The organism is Modestobacter sp. SSW1-42, assembly GCF_046635825.1.
Lineage (GTDB): Bacteria > Actinomycetota > Actinomycetes > Mycobacteriales > Geodermatophilaceae > Modestobacter.
Window position 1 is genome coordinate 517,853 of sequence record NZ_JBISCA010000003.1, and the last position, 16,805, is coordinate 534,657.

The following is a 16,805-nucleotide window of genomic DNA, read 5'->3' on the forward strand; positions in this document are numbered from 1 at the left end:
ATATGTCCCAGCTCACAGCCGGGTCAAGGAGGTTCGGCGGCGTTGCCGGATCGTGATGCGAGCGCGCGGTACCGCCGCACCGGCCGAGCGGGCGCGACGCGGGGTGGGCGGTGCGGGGAGCGGGCGGTCAGTGCCCGGCGGCGGCGGGGCCGTCGGCGCGGCCGGCCGGCACGACGGCGTCCTCGTCGAGGTAGCCCTCGATGGCCATCAGCGCGGCCCCCAGCCGCCCGGACAGCGCCGGGGCGTCGCTCACCGTGATCTCCAGCGCGCGGGCCGCCAGCGGCAGCGACCGGCCGTAGACCGCCTCGCGGATGCCGGCCAGCAGCGGCGCACCGGCCTGGGCCACGCCACCGGTCATCACGATCCGGTGCGGGTTGAAGAAGTTGACCAGCGCCGCCAGCACGGTGCCGATGGTGCGCCCGGCGTCGCGCACCAGCTCCAGCGTCGGGCCGTCGCCGTGCCGGGCCAGCTCCAGCAGCTCGCGGGTGCTGGTGACCGGCAGCCCGGCCGCGGTCGCCGCGCGCAGCAGCGCCCCACCGCCGGCGATGGCCTCCAGGCAGTTCTCGTTGCCGCAGCGGCAGACGACCGGCTGCCCGTGCGGCGGCGGCACCGAGATGTGCCCGATGTCGCCGGCGCTGCCCTGCGCACCCCGGTAGACCTGGCCGTCGACGATGATCCCGCAGCCGATGCCGGTGCCGACCTTGACCACGAGCACGTCCTCGTCGGACCCGGCGATCCCCATCTCGCCCAGCGCCATGACGTTGACGTCGTTGTCGGCGTAGACCGGGCAGTCGTAGCGGGCGAAGGCGCTGGGGATCGGGAAGTCGTGCCAGCCCGGCATGATCGGTGGGTGCACCGGCCGGCCGGTCGAGAACTCCACCGGCCCGGGCACGCCGATGCCCACCGCGCACACGTCCGCGGGGGTCAGGCCGGCCTCGGCGAGCACCTGCTGGGCCAGCCGGTCGACCTCGGCCAGCACCGCGACCGGCCCGTCGGCGATGTCGATCGGGTGGCCCACGGTGGCCAGCACCTGCGCCGACAGGTCGGTGACGGCGACGTCGACGCTGGTGACGCCCAGGTCGACGGCGAGCACGCACCCGGCCCGGCCGTTGAACTCCAGCAGCGTCGGCGGGCGGCCGCCGGTGCTCCCGCCGCGCCCGCCCTCGGCGAGCAGGTTCGCCGCGATCAGCTGGTCGACCCGGGCGGTGACGGTGTTGCGCGAGGCGCCGGTGAGGGCCACCAGCTCGGCCCGGCTGCGCGCGCGGCCGGTGCGCACGTGCCGCAGCAGCGCGCTCGCGGAGGCAGAGGGGTGCGCCACACCGCCATGGTCGCACGCACCGGCAGCCCGGCGGCGGTCCGTGGAGCGGACGGTCGGCGCCGGGGACGTCGTGCGGTCGATCACCCCGGGCACCACCGCCGACGGCGAGGAACCGGATCGGGCAGGCTGCCCGGCATGACGCAGCCGCAGGCGCTGGACGTCGGGATCGACCCGGCGAGCACCACCCCGCCGTACGAGCAGATCCGGGCCCAGGTGGCCGCACTGGTGCACCGCGGGGCCCTGGCCCACGGTGACCGGTTGCCCAGCGTGCGGGCGCTGGCCACCGAGCTGGGGGTGGCCGCGGGCACCGTCGCCCGCGCCTACACCGAGCTGGAGACCGACGGGCTGGTGGCCGGCCGGGGCCGGCTCGGCACCCTCGTCACCGGCGTCCCCGGTGACGCCGCGACGCTGCAGTTGCAGGCAGCGGCGAACCGGCTGGTCGCCGGGGCCCGCGCCGACGGCCTCGACGACCGGGCGGTGCGCGCCGCCGTCGAGACGGCGCTCGGGGGACCTCCCGCGACCGGGTGACCGGCCGGCCCCCCGCGTGCCGATCACCCGGCTCAGCCGGGCTGCTGCTCGGCGACCGCCGGCCGCGGGCTGATGACCAGGCACAGCGCGCCCATCGCGGCCGGCAGCCACAGGCTGACCAGCCGGTAGACCACCACCGCCGGCACCGCCTGGCTGGCCGGCATCCCGGCGGCCACGAGCGCCGACGCGAGCGTCGCCTCGACCACGCCGATGCCACCGGGCGTGAGCCGCACCGAGGTGGCCAGCGCGCCCGCGGCCCAGGCCAGCAGCAGGCCCTGCCACGGGACCGGCGCCCCGACGGCGACCACGGCCAGCGCCAGGCTGCCGGCGTCGAGGACCCAGTTGCCCAGGGAGAACAGGCCCGCACCGATGCTGCGGCCGGTGCTGAGCCGGTAGGAGCCCAGCGAGGCGAGCAGGTCGATGATCCGGGCGGCCACGTTCGTGCCGCGCAGCGCCGGCACCCAGCGGCCCAGCACCCGCGCGCCGCGGCCGAGCACGCGGCCGACCAGCTCCCGGGTGGGCTCGTGCCGGATCGCGAGCACCGCGGCCAGGACCGGGACGGCGCCGGCGGCGGTGGCCGCGAACGCCCCCAGCGCGCCCAGTGTCGAGCCGGTCACCGCCAGGCCCACGGCGATCACGAGCGCCAGCGTCACCGTCGAGGAGATGCCGGTCATCGCCAGCGCCCAGCCGACCAGCGCGGTGCTGTTGCCCAGGTCGTGCCAGCGGCGGTAGGTGTAGGCGGCGCTGGCCGCGGCCCCGGCGACCGGCAGCCCGAGGGAGATCGCGTTGGCCGCGTAGTTGGTGCCGCTCACCGCCCGCAGGTCGCCGTTCCCCCCACCGGCGCGCAGCAGCAGCCGCTGCAGGTGGGCCACGCACTGGAAGGACACCAGCTGCACCACGGCGCTGGCCAGCACCCAGTCCCAGCGGACACCGACCAGCTCGGACACCCAGCCGGCGACCCGCTCGTGGTTGACCACGCCCGCGGTGACCAGCGCGGCCAGGACCAGCACGGTGAGGACCGGCCGCAGCCACCGGCGGCGGCCGTGGGACCGCCCGGCGGGGTCGACCGCGCCGGTGGTCTCCGCCGGCACGGGTGACTCCACCCGCTCATCCTCCCCGACGGGAACGCGATCGACCGTCGCGCGGACGGGTGAACCGGTGTCGCACCGGTCACGCACCGTCGGGCCGCAGCTCCGCGTACAGCCGGGCCAGGTCGGGCAGCTGGTGGTGCGCGTTGAGCCCGCTGGGGTTGGGCGCCACCCAGGTGTCGACGCCGCCGATCCGCTCCGGCTGCCGTCCCAGCACCGCCCTGGGCCGCTCGAACGCCCAGCGCCAGGCGGTCACCCCGAGGACGGCGAGCACCCGCGGGCGGTACCGCTGCACGAGCGCGGCCAGCTCCTCGCCGCCGTCCCGGAGCTCCTCGCGGGACAGCTCGGCCGCCGTCCGGGTGGGGCGGGAGACGAGGTTGGTCACGCCCAGGCCGAAGGTGACCAGCTCGGCGTCCTCGTCCGGGGTGAGCCGGCGCGGGGTGAGCCCGGCCAGGTGCAGCGCGGGCCAGAAGCGGTTGCCCGGCCGGGCGAAGTGGTGGCCGGTCTCCGCCGAGCGCAGGGAGGGGTTGATGCCGCAGAACAGCACGTCGAGGTCCGGGCCGACCACGTCGGGCACGGGCTTGGCACCGGTCACGCCTCCCAGTGTGCTGCGCGGCCCGGGCGGCACCGGTAGACACGTCCCATGACGGACACCCGCACCCCGGCCCCGGCGGACGCGCACTTCCTCGACCAGCTGCGCGCTGCCACCGACCGGGCCGCCGCGACCGCCGCGCCGCTGTCCTCGCCGCACGCCGGGGCGCCCGAGGCGCTGCTGGCCCGCGCCGAGCAGGCGATCGAGGCCGCCCGCGACGAGCTGCTGGCACTCAGCCACGACCTGCACGCCCACCCCGAGGAGGGCTACGCCGAGCACCGGTCGGTCCGCGCGGTCGCCGACCTGCTGGCCCGGCACGGCATCGAGGCGCAGGTCGGCGTGCACGGGCTGGACACCGCGCTGCGGGCCACGGTCGGCTCCGGCGCGGGCCCGACGGTCGCCGTCCTGGCCGAGTACGACGCGCTGCCGGGCATCGGGCACGGCTGCGGGCACAACATCATCTGCTCCTCCGCCGTCGGCGCGTTCCTCGGCCTGGCCGCGGCGCTGGCCTCCGGCGAGGTCGGAGGGACGGCGGTGCTGCTGGGCACCCCGGCCGAGGAGGGCGGCGGCGGCAAGGAGCTGATGGCCCGCGACGGCGCCTTCGACGGCGTCGACGCGGTGGTGATGCTGCACCCGTTCTCCTACGACTCGGCCGTGCAGCCCTTCCTCGGCCGCCGCCAGCTGCGGGCGACCTACACCGGCATCGCCGCGCACGCCTCGGCCCAGCCGTTCATGGGCCGCAACGCCCTGGACGCCGTAGTCGCCGGCTACAACGGCATCGCGATGCTCCGCCAGCACATCCCGGACACCGACCGGGTGCACGGGGTGATCACCGACGGCGGGCAGCGGCCCAACGTCGTCCCGGCCACGGCGGAGGCGCTGTACTACGTGCGCTCGGCGACCCCGGAGACGCTGGCCGACCTCTGCCGCCGGGTCGAGGCGATCGCGGTGGCCGCCGCGGCGATGACCGGCTGCGGGTACGAGCTGCAGTGGGACCAGCTGCCGGCCTACCTGCCGATCCGCGCCAACCTCGAGCTCGCCGCCCGCTGGACCACGCACCAGGCCCGCCGCGGGCGCACCGCGCTGCCCCCGGGGGTCACGCCGGCGTCGCTGGCCGGGTCGACCGACCTGGGCAACGTCAGCGTCCGGGTGCCCTCGATCCACCCGATGATCGCCATCGCCGGGCCGGAGACGTCGATGCACACGACCGACTTCGCCGCCGCGGCCGCCTCGCCCGCCGGGGACGCCGCGGTGCTCGACGGCGCGGTCGGCCTGGCGCTCACCGCGCTGGACGCCCTGGCCGACCCGGCGGTGCTGGCCGCGGCGCGGGCGGAGTTCGATGACGCCGGCGGGGTGCTGGACGTGGCCGCCTTCCTGGGCTGACCGATCACTCCCGGCCGGGCACCCGCAGCCCGTACTGGGCGATCTTCCGGTACAGCGTCGCCCGGGAGAGCCCCAGCTCGGTGGCCGCCTGCACGGCGGTGGTGCCCGGGCGGGTCAGGCAGCGCAGGATCTCGTCGCGCTCCAGCCGCTCGAGCCGCCCCAGTGGCCGGGAGCCGGCGCTGAGCACCGAGGGCGGCAGGTGCTGCACGTCGACGACGTCGGTGCGGGCCGCCGCCTCACGGACGGCGGCCCGCAGCTCCCGCACGTTCTCCGGCCACGGGTGGGCGGCCAGCGCGCGCAGCGCCCGCGGGGTGAAGTCGACGTCGCGGTGGCGGCGCTCCCGGGCGAAGGACCGGGCCAGCGGCTCGACGTCCTCCCCGCGGTGGCGCAGCGGGGGCACCTCGACCACCGCACCGACGAGGGCGGCGAGCGAGGCGGGGACGGCGTCCACCGACGGTGCGGTGAGCACCATCGGCCGCAGCGGCGCCGACGCCGTGGCGCCCAGGAGCGCGGCCAGCTCGTCGGCCGCCCAGGCCGGCAGGCTGTCGGCGCCGGAGACCACCACGCAGGTGTCGCGGGCGGTGAGCTCCGGCGCCCACAGCGCCAGCCACGCCTCGACGTCGGCGGCCTGGGGCGGGCGGGCGACCAGCACCCGCTCGCGCCGCCGTCCGCCGTGCCGGGCGAGCGTGGCCACCGCGGACTTGCCCGCGCCGGGCTCGCCCACCACGGCCAGGAGGTGACCGGCGGCCACCGCCGCGCGGGCCGCCGCCACGGTGTCGCGCCAGGCGCGGGACGGGCAGGCGTCCGGGCCGGCGGCGGCGAGCCGGTCGGCGAAGACGTGGAAGACCTCGCCCCGTGGCGCGGGCCGCGCCGGGTGCCCGCCGGCCCGCACGTGCATCAGCGCGCTGGTGTTGCCGGCCGCGGACTGGGCCAGGGCGAGCAGCAGGTCGGAGGAGGCGTCGGACCAGGTGGTCATGTTGATGCTGCCGACCAGGTCGCCCGAGCGTGGGTCGAGCACCGGCACCGCCGCGCAGGTGTAACGGCGCAGCGGGGCGACGAAGTGCTCGTCGGCGCGCACCAGGGCCGGCACCCGGTCGGCCAGCGCGAGCCCCAGCCCGTTGGTACCGGCGGTGCGCTCGCCGAAGTAGAAGCCCGGCGCCAGGTGCACCCGGTCCAGCGAGCGGTTGATGTCGGCGTCGTCGGACCAGCGGGCCAGCACGAGCCCCTCGGCGTCGGTGATCATCAGCCCCAGGGGCTCGTTCGCCAGCGTGCCGTGCAGCCGGCCGAGCACCTCGGCGCCGCACTCGTAGAACAGTGAGTCGGTCTCCAGCGCACCGGCGAAGACCGGCTCGACCTCCTCCGGGGAGACCCCGTAGCGCTGGCTGCGCGCCCACGAGGCGCGGACCCGGGGCCGCGCGCCGGAGGGCACCGGCTCCCCCGTCGCCCCCCGGACCAGCGGCAGCTCGGTCACCTGCGACCACCTCCTGACGCGCCGTTGCGTCGCGGCGGACCCGGCCCGCCGTCGGGCTCCATCATCGCCGCGCGGCGGGCCCCGGCGGGCGGTGGCGGTGTCTCAAAGTGAGACACCGCCACCCCTGGCATGCCGCGGTCGCCGCCCTAGCGTCCGGTGTGACCCAGCTCGCACTCGACGAGCCCGGCACTGGTCAAGGAGGACCCGTGTACACCAAGGACGGCGAGAAGTACTTCATCGTGGACGCGCACATCGCGCTGTGGGACGCCCGCCCGGACAACCAGCTCAACGTGCACGGCAAGCAGTTCATCGACTGCTTCTACGACTACCACCGCAACCTCAGCCCCGAGTCCGAGGTCTGGCCCTACGAGGAGTACCTCTACCAGGGCGGCGAGCGGCTGATGCGCGACCTGTTCACCGACGGCTACGTCGACCACGCGATCTTCCAGCCGGCCCGGCTCGCCGAGTTCTACGCGCACGACTTCGGGCAGACCGAGGAGGCGTTCGCGCTCAGCCAGGCCCACCCCGACCAGCTCACGTACAACCACTGGTTCGACCCGCGGGACGGCGAGCGCGGCCTGGACCAGCTGCGCGCCGACGCCGAGCGGATGCACCTCAAGGGCGTGAAGCTCTACACCGCCGACTGGCACGGGGACTCCCGCGGCTGGAAGCTCACCGACCCGATGGCCTTCCGCTACTTCGAGCTGTGCCAGGAGCTCGGCATCACCAACATCCACGTGCACAAGGGCCCCACGATCCGGCCGCTGGACCGGGACGCCTTCGACGTCGCTGACGTCGACCACGTGGCGACCGACTTCACCGACCTGAACTTCGTCGTCGAGCACTGCGGGCTCCCGCGGCTGGAGGACTTCTGCTGGATCGCCACCCAGGAGCCCAACGTCCACGCCGGCCTGGCCGTGGCCATGCCGTTCATCCACACCCGCCCGCGCTACTTCGCCCAGATCATGGGCGAGCTCATGTACTGGGTCGGCGAGGACCGGGTCCAGTTCTCCAGCGACTACGCGCTGTGGACGCCCAAGTGGCTGGTCGAGGCGTTCGTGGACTTCCAGATCCCTGCGGACATGACCGAGTACGGGCCGCTGACGACCGTCCAGAAGAAGAAGGTGCTCGGCCTCAACGCGGCCAAGATGTACGACATCCCGGTGCCGGCGGAGCTGCGGCTGCCCGACGCCGACGAGACCGCCACCGGGCCGCGCCAGCCCGACAGCGCCGACCTGGCGATGGCCTGATGACGGCGACCCTGACGTTGACCGAGGACGACGTCCGGGCCGCCCTCGGCTCCGTCGTCGACCCCGAGCTCGACGAGCCGATCACCGACCTGGGCTTCGTCCGCTCGGTGGCCGTCGCCGCGGACGCCGTCGAGGTGCACCTGCGGCTGCCGACGTCGTTCTGCGCGCCGAACTTCGCCTGGCTCATGGTCTCCGACGCCCGGGACGCGGTGGCCGCGCTGCCCGGCGCCGGCCGGGTCGTGGTCGAGCTCGACGACCACTCCGACTCCGACCTGATCAACGCCGGGCTGGCCGCCGACGCCGGCTACCGCGGCACGTTCGGGCACGAGGCGGAGGACTCCCTCGACGAGCTGCGGGCCACCTTCCAGCGCAAGGCGCACACCGCGGCGATGGAGCGGGCGCTCACCGCGTGGCTGCGGGCCGACCCGGCCCGTCCCGAGGACGCGGTCGGCGACCTGCTGCTCGGCGACCTGCCCGCAGGGCCGAGCACCGACGCGCTGCTGAGCCGGCGGGCCGCCCTCGGGCTGCCGGTCGACCCGGGCTCGCCGGTGCTGCTGGCCCCCGACGGCTCCCGGCCACCGGCGGACGCGGTGACCGCGACGCTGCGCCGGGCCCGCTCGGTGCGCATCTCCGTCGACGGCAACGCGCACTTCTGCCGCGGCCTGCTCACCACCCGCTACCCCGGCGCGGAGGCCGACCAGACCCCGCGCCCCTCGGTCGACCGCCCCCTTCTCCCCCTGGAGGTCCTGTCATGAGAGCCGTCCGCGTCACCGGCTACCACCAGCCCCTGCGCATGGACGACGTCCCGAAGCCCGAGCCCACCGGCCCGCACGACGTCGTCGTCCGGATCGGCGGGGCCGGGGTGTGCCGCACCGACCTGCACGTGCTCGAGGGGCAGTGGGCAGAGAAGTCGCAGGTCGCGCTGCCGTACACGATCGGCCACGAGAACGCCGGCTGGGTCGACGCGGTGGGCTCGGCGGTCACCAACGTCGCGCCCGGGGACAAGGTGATCCTGCACCCGCTGCTCACCTGCGGGCTGTGCCGCGCCTGCCGGGCCGGGGACGACGTGCACTGCGAGAACTCGCAGTTCCCCGGGATCGACACCGACGGCGGGTACGCCGAGTACCTGCTCACCTCCGCGCGCAGCTGCGTCAAGATCGACGAGTCACTGGAGCCGGCGGACGTCGCCGCGCTGGCCGACGCCGGGCTGACGGCCTACCACGCAGCCGCCAAGGCGGCCCGCCGGCTGCGGGCCGGTGACCGGTGCGTGGTGATCGGCGCCGGGGGGCTCGGGCACATCGGCATCCAGGTCATGCACGCCCTCTCCCCGGCCGAGCTGATCGTCATCGACCGCAACCCCGACGCGGTGAAGCTGGCCCTGGAGATCGGCGCCGACCACGCGGTCGTCGCCGACGGCACCCACGCCGAGCAGGTGCGGGAGCTGACCGGCGGGCACGGCGCGGAGGTGGTCATCGACTTCGTCGGCGAGGGCGGGTCGACCAAGGAGGGGCTGGCGATGACGCGCCGGGCCGGGGACTACCTGGTGGTCGGCTACGGCGAGAACGTCGACGTGCCGACCATCGACCTGATCTCCGCGGAGATCAACATCATCGGCAACCTGGTCGGCAGCTACAACGACCTGGTCGAGCTGATGGCGCTGGCCGCGCAGCAGAAGGTGCGGCTGCACACCGCCCGCTACGCCCTGGACGACTTCCAGTCCGCGATCGACGACCTGGACGGCGGCCGGGTGCGCGGCCGGGCGATCCTCGTGCCGTGAGCTGACCGGGGCCCCGTCCGGCAGGCGGGGCCCCGGCCGGCGCGCCGCCGGGGCCGATCCGTTGCAGGATGCTCCCCACCGCGCCTGCCACGTCGAGGAGCTGCTGCGATGAGCACACCGGCTGCACCGACCACCCGCACCGACCGGCTGCTCGGCGGCATCGAGCGGGCCGGCAACAAGATCCCCGAGCCCTTCGTGCTCTTCGTGGGGCTGTTCACGGTCCTGGCCGTGGTCTCCACCGGGCTGGCGTTGGGCGGGGTCCAGGCCCAGGTCGAGGGCGCCGACTCCCCCACCGTCGTCCGCGGCTTCTTCACCGGCGAGGGCATCCGCTGGTTCACCACGACGCTGGTCGACAACTTCGTCGGCTTTCCGCCGCTGGGCACCGTGGTGGTGATCCTGCTGGCCGTCGGCATCGCCCAGCGCAGCGGTCTGCTGTCCTCGGTGATCAAGCGCAGCTTCTCCGGGTGGCCGTCGTGGGCGCTGCCCTACGCCGTCGCGCTGGTCGGCACCGTGGGCAGCGTCATGGCCGACTCGGTGATGATCGTGCTGCCGCCGCTGGCCGCGATGGTGTTCGCCACCGCCGGCCGGCACCCGGTGGCCGGGCTGCTCGGCGCGTTCGCCGCGGCCGGCGCCGGCTACTCGACGTCCCTGGTGGTCACCAGCCTCGACGCGCTGTTCGCCGGGATCACCTCCGCGGTCACCGGCTCGCTGCCCGACCCCGGCACCCCGGTCACCCCGGTGTCCAACTGGTTCTTCAACATCGCCAGCTCGCTGGTGCTCACCGTGGTCTGCGGCCTGCTGATCACCAAGGTCCTCGAGCCGCGACTCGAGCGGCTGCGCGTGCCGCGCACGCAGGTCGAGAGCGAGGACGGCGACTCGCTCGGCGCGGTCGAGGACGTCGCGGACCTGACCCTCGACGACCGGGCCCGCCGGGGCATGCGGCTGGCCGGCCTGGCCTTCCTGGTCACCGCCGCGGCGATCGTGCTGCTGACGGTGCTGCCCGGCGCCCCGCTGCGCAACGAGACCGGCGGCTACCTGCCCGAGTCACCGCTGCTGGACTCCGTGGTCTTCATCGTCTCCGCGCTGCTGGCCGTCCCCGGGATCGTCTACGGCTACGCCACCGGCGCGTTCCGGAAGGCCGCCGACGTGCCGGTCGCGATGGCGGAGGCGGTCAAGGACATGGCCTCCTTCATCGTGCTGGCCTTCGTCCTCGGCCAGTTCATCGCGCTGTTCAACTGGTCCGGCGTCGGCACCGTGCTCGCGGTGACCGGGGCCGACGCGCTGGCCTCACTGGGCTTCACCGGGTTCGGCGCGGTGCTCGCGTTCGTGCTGCTGTGCAGCCTGCTCAACCTGTTCATCGTGTCGGGGTCGTCGATGTGGACGATCATGGGCGCGGTCTTCGTGCCGCTGTTCGCGCTGCTGGGCTACGAGCCCGGGTTCACCCAGGCGGCGTTCCGGATCGGTGACTCGGCCACCCAGATCCTCACCCCGCTCAACCCCTACCTGGTGATCATCCTGGCCATGCTGCGGCGGTACGAGCCGCAGGCCGGTTTCGGCACGCTCATCTCCCGGTTCCTGCCGTTCACGGTCTTCTTCTGGCTCGCCTGGGCGGCCGTGCTGGCGGTGTTCTTCTTCCTCGGCCTGCCCTTCGGCCCGGGGCAGTACGCCCAGCTCCGCTGAGCCGGTGTGTGCCCGGGACGTGCGTCGGGAAGAGTGGCCCGGGCACCACCGACACGAGGAGAGCACCAGATGGCACGGGTAGCAGTCACCGGCAGCAGCGGGAAGCTGGGCAGGGCGGTGGTCACCCACCTGCTCGAGACCGGCTGGGACGTGCTCGCCTTGGACCGGGTGCCGAGCGCGCGCACCGACGTGGAGTCCTCGGTCGTCGACCTCACCGACGCCGGCCAGGCGTTCGAGGCGCTCGCCGGCTTCGACGAGCACGCCCCCGTCGACGCGCTGGTGCACCTGGCCGCCGTCCCCGCGCCCGGCCTGATGCCGAACTCGGCGGTCTTCGCCAACAACGCGACCACCTCGTACAACGTCTACGGCGCGGCGCTGCGGGCCGGCATCCGCAACATCGTCTGGGCCTCCAGCGAGACGGTGCTCGGCCTGCCCTTCGACGAGGCCCCGCCCTACGTGCCGGTCGACGAGGAGTACACCCCGCGCCCGACCACCACCTACTCCCTGGTCAAGACGCTGGAGGAGGAGATGGCCCGGCAGCTGTGCCGCTGGCACCCCGACCTGTCGATGACCGGGCTGCGGTTCAGCAACGTCATGTACCCCGAGGACTACGCGGCCTTCCCCGGCTACGACGAGTCGACCGCGGCCCGCCGCTGGAACCTGTGGGGCTACATCGACGCCCGGGACGGCGCCCAGGCGGTGCGCCTCGGGCTGGAGCACACCGAGCCCGGCGCCGACGTGTTCATCGTCGCCAACGCCGACACCGTGAGCACCCGGCCGAACACCGAGCTGCTGGCCGCGGAGTTCCCCGGCGTGCCCGTGAACCGCGAGCTGGGCGCGCACGAGTCGCTGCTGTCGATCGAGAAGGCCCGCCGCGTGCTGGGCTTCGAGCCCGCGCACTCGTGGCGGGACCAGCGCGCGTGATCACCCGCCTGCTGCTGCTGGGCGCCACCGGCGACATGGCCGGCCGGCACCTGCTGCCGGCGCTGGCCGAGTCCGCCGCGGCCGGCACGCTGCCCGCCGGCCTGCAGGTGGTCGGCGCCGCGCCCCAGGACTGGGACGACGCCGCCTTCCGCGCGCACGTGAGCGCCCGGCTCGCCGCGCACGCCGCCGACGTCCCGGCCGGGGTGCGCGCGGCGCTGGTCGCCGGGCTGCGCTACCGGCAGGTCGACCTCGCGGACCCGGCCACGGTGGCCGCTGCCGTCGCGGCGTTCGACGAGGGGCCGGTGGCCGCCTACCTGGCGCTGCCGCCCACCGCGTTCCCCGCCGCCCTGACCGCGCTCGGCGAGGCCGGCCTGCCCGACGGCAGCCGGATCGCGGTGGAGAAGCCCTTCGGCGCCGACCTGGCCGGCGCCGCGGAGCTCGACGCGCTGCTCACGAAGGTCACCGGCGGGGTCGAGGAGGCGGCCTACCGGGTCGACCACTTCCTCGGCATGCCCGGCGTGCAGGCGCTGCTCGCGCTGCACGCCCCCGGCAGCCCCCTGGTGCCCGGCTGGGGCAGCGACAGCATCGCGTCGGTCGAGGTGCTGTGGGAGGAGAGCCTGGGCCTGGCCGGTCGCTCGGGCTTCTACGACCGCAACGGCGCGATCCGCGACGTGCTGCAGAACCACCTGCTCCAGTCGCTGACGCTGCTGGTGATGGAGCAGCCGGCCACCGACTCCGAGGCCGACCTGCACGCGGCCAAGCTCGCGGCGCTGCGCGCGGTCCGGGTGACCGACCCCGCGGCCACCCGCCGGGCCCGGTACGCGGCCGGCACGCTGGCCTCCGGCGACCCGGTGCCCGACTACGCCGACGACCCCGAGGTCGACCCGGCCCGCGGCACCGAGACCTTCGTCGAGCTGCAGCTGGCCGTCGACACCCCGCGCTGGGCCGGTACCCGCTTCCTGGTGCGCACCGGCAAGGCGCTGGCCCGCGACCACAAGGGCGTGGCGCTGCACTTCCGGGGCAGCGCCCCGCAGGTCGACCCGGCGCTGGCCGAGCGGGTCGCCGACGACCAGCTGTGGGTCACCCTCGACGGCGCCGTGCAGGCCGACGGGGACGTCGACGTGCACGCCCCGGGCGAGCGCACCGCCTACCGGCAGGTGCTCGCCGACGTGCTGTCCGGTGGGTCGCGCACCTCGGTCAGCAGCGCGGAGACCGAGCAGGCCTGGCGCGTGGTCGACCCGGTGCTGCGCGCCTGGTCCGCCGGCGCGGTGCCGCTGGCGGAGTACCCGGCCGGATCGGGGGGCCCGTCGTGAACATGGAGAAGGTGGTCTTCGGCTTCTTCGTGGTGCTCGCCGCGACGCTGAACTTCGGGTTCTTCATCGGCGACATCAGCCGGCCGGAGCTGCACAACCAGTACGAGCTCTACGCCGCGGTGGTGGTCAACCTGATCGCCACCGTGCTCAAGTTCGGTGACCGCACCCAGATCGGCGCCGTGCACCTGGCCACCAGCCTGGTCGCCGACCTGCAGCTGATCGGCGCGTCGTTCATGTGGGTCTACGCCGAGCACATCTCCTCCGCCGGGCTGACCGCGGGCTGGACGGCGAGCATCGTGTCGCTGGCCGGCGGCGCGCTCGTGGCCAACATGATCTCGGTGGTGCTGCTCGTCGTGGAGACGACGTCCTCCCACCGCGGCTGAGCCGGCCGTGACCACCCACCTGCGCGCGCTCTGGCACGATCTGGTCCCCCGCGAGGAGCGGCGGGGGCGCCGGGCCGTGGTCCGGCTCTCCCGGTCGTCCACCGCGCGGTCGGCGGAGGCGATCTTCCTGGTGCTGCGCCGGATGCGCACGCCGCTGATCGCACTGATCGTCGTCTTCGCCGTCAGCACGCTGGGGCTGACGCTGATCCCCGGCCAGGACGCCGACGGCGCCCCGGTCCGGATGTCGTTCTTCGACGCCTTCTACGTCGTCAGCTACACCGCGACGACCATCGGCTTCGGCGAGATCCCCAACGCCTTCACCTACGGCCAGCGCCTGTGGGTGACCTTCACGATCTACCTGAGCGTGATCGGGTGGGCCTACGCGATCGGCTCGCTGCTGGCGTTGCTGCGCGACCGGGCGTTCCGGGCGGCGCTGGCCCGGCAGCACTTCACCCGCAAGGTGGCCCGGCTGCGCGAGCCGTTCCTGCTGATCGCCGGCTACGGTCGCACCGGCGAGCTGCTGGGCCGCTCGATCGACCGGCTGGGCCGCCGCTTCGTCGTCCTGGACCTGTCGGCCGAGCGGATCGACGACCTGGAGCTCGACTCCTACACCGCCGACGTCCCGGGGCTGATCGGTGACGCCCGGGACCCGGGCAACCTGGCCGTCGCCGGACTGGACCACCCCGCGTGCGCGGCGGTGGTGGCGCTGACCGACGACGAGGAGGCGAACCTGGCGGTGGTGATGGCGGCGGCCCTGCTGCGCCCGGACCTGCCGGTGATCGCCCGGGTCACCTCCCCGGTGATCACCGAGCGGATGCGGGCCTTCGGCGACCCCACCACCGTCAACCCGCTGGACCGGTTCGGGGACCACCTGCGGCTGGCGCTGCGGGCCCCGGCGGCCTACCAGCTGCTCACCTGGCTGGAGGCCGGACCGGGCGCCGCGCTCCCCGACCGCGGGTCGCCCCCGCGCGACGGGCACTGGGTGGTGGTCGGCTACGGGCGGCTGGGCCGCGAGCTGACCCGCGACCTGCGCGCCGAGGGGCTGGCGGTGACCGTCATCGACCCGGGCCCCGACGACCCGGAGGCGGCCGGCGACAGCGACCTGGTGGTCGGCGACGGGTCCGACCCCGCGGTGCTCGCCGACGTCGACCTCGAGCACGCCGTCGGGCTGCTGGCCGGGACCGACAACGACACCACCAACCTCTCGCTGGTCGCCGCGGCCCGGCGGATCAACCCCACGCTGTTCGTGGGGGCGCGGCAGAACTCCGCCGCCAACGCCCCGCTGTTCGCCGCGATGGAGCTCGACGCGCTGCTCGTGCCGGCCGAGGTGATCGCGCACGAGGTGTACGCGCAGCTGTCGACCCCGCTGCTGTGGCGGTTCCTGCGCGACCTGCCCTCCCGGGACGACGCCTGGGCCGCCGAGGTGCTGGACCGGCTCGTCGCGCTGTGCGGCACCCGGCTGCAGACGCTGTGGAAGGTGCGGCTGACCCCGGCCGAGGCCCCAGCGGTACAGGGCTGGCTGTCCACGGGGCAGGCCCGGCTGGGCGACCTGCTGCGCAACCCCGAGGACCGCGAGGTCGCGCTGCACGCCGTCCCGCTGCTGGTGCTGCGCGGCGACGAGGCGACCGCCGCCCCGGACGGCGACTTCGTGCTGGCCCCCGGTGACGAGCTGCTGCTGGCCGGCTGGACGGCCGCCGAGCGCGCGCTGACCACCATGCTGGAGGTCGACGCGGTGCACGAGTACGTGCTCACCGGGCGGCGGGTGCCGGCCGGCTGGATCTGGCGGAAGCTGAGCCCGACGGTCCGGAGCTGACTCAGGCCCGCTCGGCCCGGCGCTGCTCGATCACCCGGCCCACCAGGACCCGGCGGCGGGCACGCACGGCCTCGGCCGGCCGGCGGGCGGAGTGCGGGAACGACCCGGCCTCAGCGGACAGCTGCTGCGCGGCGAGCAGCGTGGCCGAGGGCCGCGCGGGGACCGCGGGCTGGGTCACGACGACCAGCCGGTCGCCCCCGCTCCCGTCGGGGACGGGATCGGGGGCGGCCGGCAGCAGGCCCTCGGCCTCGGGGTGCAGCTCGGTCAGCACGAGGGCCGACCGCGGTGGGTCACGACTCGGGCACCGGGCTCTCGGCCGGGGCGGCGTCGGCGTCGGGCCGGTCGGCGCCGACGGGACGGGCGACGAGGACCGACTTCCGCGGCATGAGGCGGGGGTCGGGCCGGCGGGGGCTGTCGGGGACCTGGGACGTTCCTTCGGTGCTCACGAGCGACCTCCCTGCATCTGGACTCCCGGCCGGGGCCGGGTCGCCGGCTGGCGGCCCTCGGACGGCGAGCCGGCCCCGGCGGGAGCCGAGGAGGTGCCGGTGTGCCGTCGTGCGGAGGTGGACCCCATCGGGACCGCCGATGTCCCCTCCGCCGTGGGAGGGGCCTGAACGCCGGACGACGTCGAGCTGAACGCTACCCGCCCGGCGCGGCGGCCCCCACCGCCTCGCCGGTCGCGCGGGCGGATCAGCCCCGCAGCGCCCGCACCAGCCGCCGCCCGCCGAGCACGGCCGCGCCCGCCCCCGCCACCCACGGACCGGCCACCAGCAGCGGGTCGAGCAGCTGGTGCCGGGCGTCGCTGCGGCCCTTCCGGGACGCGGCGCCGCCGTGGGTGAGCTCGGCGCGCACGCCGGTCTCGGTCACCGGGTTGTCGGGGTGCCTCGAGGCGAAGGAGCGCAGGTGGGCACCCCACGCGTCGACCCGGTCGCCGGCGATGAGCAGCAGCCAGTGCGCGTTGCGCCCCTCGCTGAACCGGTCGTAGGCGTACCGGCGGATGCGCCCCGAGAGCCCGTGCAGCGGCTGGGCGGTGCCGAACACCGGGGTGACGAAGGCGTGCTCGATCGAACGCTCCCGCCCCTCGGCGCCGGGCTGCCGCTCGGGGAACTCCCAGTGCGCACCGGTCTGCGCCGGGTACTGCTCCTTGGGGTACGAGGGCCGGTCGGCCGGGTCGAGGTCGGCGCCCCACCCGGGGATGCGGGCGCGCAGCTCCTCCCGGCTCGGCGGCGGGGTGCGCTTGTCCCGGACGTAGGCGCTGGGGATCTGCGGGTCGGTCATGACTGTC

The 16,805-nt window shown here is 75.2% G+C and carries 17 protein-coding genes; 10 read left to right on the plus strand and 7 right to left on the minus strand.

Annotation, left to right across the window (positions count from 1 at the left end; translation table 11 throughout):
• Window positions 1-127 precede the first annotated feature (127 nt).
• Window positions 128-1,318, minus strand: a complete 1,191-nt coding sequence (locus ACGBYP_RS12785) for an ROK family protein (protein WP_411584602.1) — start codon at window positions 1,316-1,318, stop codon at window positions 128-130.
• Window positions 1,319-1,453: 135 nt separating this feature from the next.
• Here ACGBYP_RS12785 and ACGBYP_RS12790 point away from each other — a divergent pair, with 135 nt between their 5' ends.
• Window positions 1,454-1,846, plus strand: a complete 393-nt coding sequence (locus ACGBYP_RS12790; RefSeq protein WP_411584604.1) for a GntR family transcriptional regulator — start codon at window positions 1,454-1,456, stop codon at window positions 1,844-1,846.
• A gap of 32 nt (window positions 1,847-1,878) precedes the next feature.
• Here the strand turns inward: ACGBYP_RS12790 and ACGBYP_RS12795 are convergent, their stop codons facing one another.
• The gene (locus ACGBYP_RS12795) at window positions 1,879-2,949 is read right to left on the minus strand and encodes a lysylphosphatidylglycerol synthase transmembrane domain-containing protein (RefSeq protein ID WP_411584606.1); all 1,071 of its coding nucleotides are present in this window, start codon (window positions 2,947-2,949) and stop codon (window positions 1,879-1,881) included.
• 67 nt (window positions 2,950-3,016) lie between these two features.
• A complete protein-coding gene (gene mug / locus ACGBYP_RS12800) occupies window positions 3,017-3,529 on the minus strand; it encodes a G/U mismatch-specific DNA glycosylase (protein ID WP_411584608.1) in 513 nt (170 codons plus the stop codon).
• A 48-nt stretch (window positions 3,530-3,577) separates the two neighbouring features.
• On the opposite strand from mug, the gene ACGBYP_RS12805 reads away from it, so the two are divergent.
• Window positions 3,578-4,909 (plus strand): amidohydrolase, encoded by a 1,332-nt coding sequence (locus ACGBYP_RS12805; protein ID WP_411584610.1) that lies wholly within the window; start codon window positions 3,578-3,580, stop codon window positions 4,907-4,909.
• Window positions 4,910-4,913: 4 nt separating this feature from the next.
• On the opposite strand, the gene ACGBYP_RS12810 is transcribed toward ACGBYP_RS12805, so the two are convergent.
• Window positions 4,914-6,380: a helix-turn-helix domain-containing protein gene (locus ACGBYP_RS12810; RefSeq protein WP_411584612.1), complete on the minus strand. Its 1,467-nt coding sequence runs from the start codon at window positions 6,378-6,380 to the stop codon at window positions 4,914-4,916.
• A 206-nt stretch (window positions 6,381-6,586) separates the two neighbouring features.
• Here ACGBYP_RS12810 and ACGBYP_RS12815 point away from each other — a divergent pair, with 206 nt between their 5' ends.
• From ACGBYP_RS12815 to ACGBYP_RS12850, 8 genes are all read left to right on the plus strand, one after another.
• Window positions 6,587-7,630 (plus strand): amidohydrolase family protein, encoded by a 1,044-nt coding sequence (locus tag ACGBYP_RS12815; RefSeq protein ID WP_411584614.1) that lies wholly within the window; start codon window positions 6,587-6,589, stop codon window positions 7,628-7,630.
• Complete coding sequence (locus ACGBYP_RS12820; protein WP_411584616.1) at window positions 7,630-8,385, plus strand: iron-sulfur cluster assembly protein; 756 nt, start codon at window positions 7,630-7,632, stop codon at window positions 8,383-8,385. The genes ACGBYP_RS12815 and ACGBYP_RS12820 overlap by 1 nt, the downstream gene beginning before the upstream one ends.
• On the plus strand, window positions 8,382-9,407 hold the full coding sequence (locus ACGBYP_RS12825) for an NAD(P)-dependent alcohol dehydrogenase (protein ID WP_411584618.1): 1,026 nt from the start codon (window positions 8,382-8,384) through the stop codon (window positions 9,405-9,407). The genes ACGBYP_RS12820 and ACGBYP_RS12825 overlap by 4 nt, the downstream gene beginning before the upstream one ends.
• A 108-nt stretch (window positions 9,408-9,515) precedes the next feature.
• On the plus strand, window positions 9,516-11,087 hold the full coding sequence (locus ACGBYP_RS12830) for an AbgT family transporter (protein ID WP_411584619.1): 1,572 nt from the start codon (window positions 9,516-9,518) through the stop codon (window positions 11,085-11,087).
• A 69-nt stretch (window positions 11,088-11,156) separates the two neighbouring features.
• Window positions 11,157-12,011, plus strand: coding sequence for an NAD-dependent epimerase/dehydratase family protein (locus ACGBYP_RS12835; protein WP_411584621.1), 855 nt, complete (start codon window positions 11,157-11,159; stop codon window positions 12,009-12,011).
• Window positions 12,008-13,324 carry a glucose-6-phosphate dehydrogenase gene (locus ACGBYP_RS12840; RefSeq protein ID WP_411584623.1) on the plus strand — a complete coding sequence of 439 codons (1,317 nt, stop codon included), beginning with the start codon at window positions 12,008-12,010 and terminating at the stop codon, window positions 13,322-13,324. The genes ACGBYP_RS12835 and ACGBYP_RS12840 overlap by 4 nt, the downstream gene beginning before the upstream one ends.
• Window positions 13,325-13,326: 2 nt before the next feature.
• The gene (locus ACGBYP_RS12845; RefSeq protein ID WP_411585228.1) at window positions 13,327-13,707 is read left to right on the plus strand and encodes a DUF6394 family protein; all 381 of its coding nucleotides are present in this window, start codon (window positions 13,327-13,329) and stop codon (window positions 13,705-13,707) included.
• Between the two features lie 7 nt (window positions 13,708-13,714).
• Window positions 13,715-15,520, plus strand: coding sequence for a potassium channel family protein (locus ACGBYP_RS12850; RefSeq protein WP_411584625.1), 1,806 nt, complete (start codon window positions 13,715-13,717; stop codon window positions 15,518-15,520).
• A gap of 1 nt (window position 15,521) precedes the next feature.
• On the opposite strand, the gene ACGBYP_RS12855 is transcribed toward ACGBYP_RS12850, so the two are convergent.
• From ACGBYP_RS12855 to ACGBYP_RS12865, 3 genes are all read right to left on the minus strand, one after another.
• A complete protein-coding gene (locus ACGBYP_RS12855) occupies window positions 15,522-15,791 on the minus strand; it encodes a hypothetical protein (RefSeq protein ID WP_411584627.1) in 270 nt (89 codons plus the stop codon).
• Between the two features lie 19 nt (window positions 15,792-15,810).
• A complete protein-coding gene (locus ACGBYP_RS12860) occupies window positions 15,811-15,966 on the minus strand; it encodes a hypothetical protein (protein WP_411584629.1) in 156 nt (51 codons plus the stop codon).
• A 244-nt stretch (window positions 15,967-16,210) separates the two neighbouring features.
• Entirely contained in the window at window positions 16,211-16,798 is a 588-nt protein-coding gene (locus tag ACGBYP_RS12865) for a hypothetical protein (protein ID WP_411584631.1), read from the minus strand.
• Window positions 16,799-16,805 lie beyond the last annotated feature (7 nt).

Excerpts from the sequence above, each read along its gene's own strand:
- ACGBYP_RS12790 (WP_411584604.1), top strand. The coding sequence starts at position 1,454 with ATGACGCAGCCGCAGGCGCTGGACGTCGGGATCGACCCGGCGAGCACC.
- ACGBYP_RS12805 (WP_411584610.1), top strand. The coding sequence starts at position 3,578 with ATGACGGACACCCGCACCCCGGCCCCGGCGGACGCGCACTTCCTCGAC.
- ACGBYP_RS12820 (WP_411584616.1), top strand. The coding sequence starts at position 7,630 with ATGACGGCGACCCTGACGTTGACCGAGGACGACGTCCGGGCCGCCCTC.
- ACGBYP_RS12825 (WP_411584618.1), top strand. The coding sequence starts at position 8,382 with ATGAGAGCCGTCCGCGTCACCGGCTACCACCAGCCCCTGCGCATGGAC.
- ACGBYP_RS12830 (WP_411584619.1), top strand. The coding sequence starts at position 9,516 with ATGAGCACACCGGCTGCACCGACCACCCGCACCGACCGGCTGCTCGGC.
- ACGBYP_RS12835 (WP_411584621.1), top strand. The coding sequence starts at position 11,157 with ATGGCACGGGTAGCAGTCACCGGCAGCAGCGGGAAGCTGGGCAGGGCG.
- ACGBYP_RS12845 (WP_411585228.1), top strand. The coding sequence starts at position 13,327 with ATGGAGAAGGTGGTCTTCGGCTTCTTCGTGGTGCTCGCCGCGACGCTG.
- ACGBYP_RS12865 (WP_411584631.1), bottom strand. The coding sequence starts at position 16,798 with ATGACCGACCCGCAGATCCCCAGCGCCTACGTCCGGGACAAGCGCACC.